The sequence below is a fragment of the Klebsiella sp. OBRC7 genome (genome assembly GCF_000293135.1).
Lineage (GTDB): Bacteria > Pseudomonadota > Gammaproteobacteria > Enterobacterales > Enterobacteriaceae > Klebsiella > Klebsiella michiganensis.
This window is the reverse complement of record NZ_ALNJ01000116.1, coordinates 1-2,315: the sequence shown is the minus strand read 5'-3', so window position 1 is coordinate 2,315 and position 2,315 is coordinate 1. Positions and strand designations below refer to the sequence as shown.

At 49.7% G+C, this 2,315-nt stretch carries 1 protein-coding gene; it reads right to left on the bottom strand.

Annotated features, from left to right (window positions below):
- Positions 1 to 2,315 (bottom strand): conjugal transfer protein TraG N-terminal domain-containing protein (locus tag HMPREF1144_RS22830; protein ID WP_009654084.1); only part of this gene is annotated, 2,315 nt, incomplete at both ends.

Sequence of the window (2,315 nt, the reverse complement as noted above, 5' to 3'; positions counted from 1 at the left end):
CCCGACAGTATTAACCTGGCCTTGCCCATAACCATCAGACGATGACGCATGTGCTTCACCAAGCGCTCCGTAAGATCGGCCTGTTACTGCATTAACGGAGTTGCCAACGTCCGCTGCACCAGCAACTGCGCGGCCACCAGCGCTTTCAGCTCCACCACTCACGCCACGGTATTGCTCAGATGCAGTTGTCGTCAGTACTGGGCTGGAATCAGCGTTAATGAACCCGGCTTTGGCAGCTACTGCACCGGCAACACCAAGTTCACTGGCTGCTTTGAATTGAGCAAAGGTATGCGCGTCTTCGTGAGTCATACCTAAAGAGGTCAGGCTCGCTGCATCACCGGCGATTTTGCTGGACAGTTCCGGGTGCGCCGCGAGGGTTTGAGTCAATGTTGCTTGTGCATCATGATTACGACCAATGGCTGTAGCAAGTTGCGCAGCATTCATTGTCTGGCCCATTGAGGTACTTGAAACGAAGGAGTTTGCTTCCTGGAAGTTCTTTTGTGCGGACTGCATTCTTTGATTTGCCTCAGCAAAAGAACGAGTCGATTGAGAACTCTCACCTTCTTGCGATAAGGACTGGTACATCGCACTTGCTGCGGTATTGACGATGCGTGACTGGGTCGCACTGTCTATTTTGTGCGACGAGGCGCTGTCTGTAGAACCGTACTTAGCACTGTTGTCATTACTCAGGCCACTGCTTTCTGCCTCTGAACGTGACATTCCACCTTTAACACCAACACCAGCACTTGAACTTCCCGCACCGCCACCGACACTCACATCACCTTTGGCGATAGAGACAAGCGCCTGCATATCAGAAATACCTTGTTCTTTAGCCACAGAACTGACAAGGGCACGATCTGAGCTGCTCAGGCTGGCAAATGCTGCATTGGAAGCGTCACTATAAACTTGCGAATGTCCACCAGAATTCATGTTACTGGCCACCTGGCTAATCATTGCTCCAGATTGGGCAGTCAAGGAACTGGATGCTGAATCTAGTTCTTGCTTAGCGCTGGACAGGTTGTGAGTAGCGACCTTTTTCATGTCAATGGCAGGGAGAGTGCCAGAAGACCCACCCATGATAGTTCCTTGTGTTGGGTTAAATTCAACATCGGAACCACGACTGTTTATCGCAGGAGCGTTGGTGACATCAGGTGCGAGAGTTTTAGTATCGGCAGCTGAAGGTGCTGCTGCTGAGCTTGCAAGAGAGTTAAAGGCAACAGAACTGCCCCAGACAATGAATCCACCCAGGGCCGGGATCATCGCGTATAAATTACCAGCAAGACCTATACTTTTTTGAGTCTCAAACAGGAGCTGATAAAGCTGAGCAAAGCTAAGTCCGCCAGAACCCGAACTGACAAGAATTTGGCTTGACGTATCACGGATACTGTTTAACACATACATGTTGACGACCGCTGCGAGGGGAAGCCAAGTCCATGTCCAGATGATAACGAGGAAGTACTTCATCACCAGTCGCAAACCCATAATACCCAGACCGAAAAGGAAGGCCATAAATGGTGCGAGTGCGTATATTATTCCCTGGAAAATCGGCATAAATGAACCCATCCAGCTCAAGAATGATGAACCAGAAGAAGACCATTGGAATGCCTGTTGAGTCATGGTTTGGGCGCGAGTTACAGCAGCAGTACCACGAAATGAGCTTTCGAGTCCGTACATTGGCAGTTCCCTGAAATGAGGGTACATGACCAACATCAATTGGAAATCACGAATATCAGTGCCACTTATGTTGAAGAAATTCAGTACTTCCTGGGCTTTTCCTGAACCTGAGCATGGCGCACCACCGCAAGTGCGCCCGGATGCGGTATAAGAGCTGGCAAAAGCTGAGTCCAGGCTAGAAGCGTTCTGGGTAGCGAGTCCTTTAAGTTTCGTGTACGCGTCAGAACAGGTATAAAGTGAGCCCCCATTTGAAGATTCTTCAGTACTGGTAGACCAGCCGCTACGTACATTGTCGTAAATAACAACCCGCTGGAAGGAATCGTTCGAGGCTAGCCCTGATACACCTTGATTAGAGCGATACATTGAAGCAAAGGTTTTAGACCCACGAATAATATCGTTGCCTACGCAGTTCTTCACATAGTTTGAAACGCTTGCGTCCAGATCACCGTAAGCACCAGTTTGACCCGTCCAGCGCATTGGCGTTTTCAATGTGTCGTATAAAGTGGCCAGAGTGAAAAGGGGATCCAGAGACCCATACTCAGTCATGCTTGGGACAGAAAATGCCTGCTCCATCTTCTCGGTAGTTGCATACCCAACAGTAGACAGTACAGATGCGGCAACGGCTAATCCCGCTGGTACAT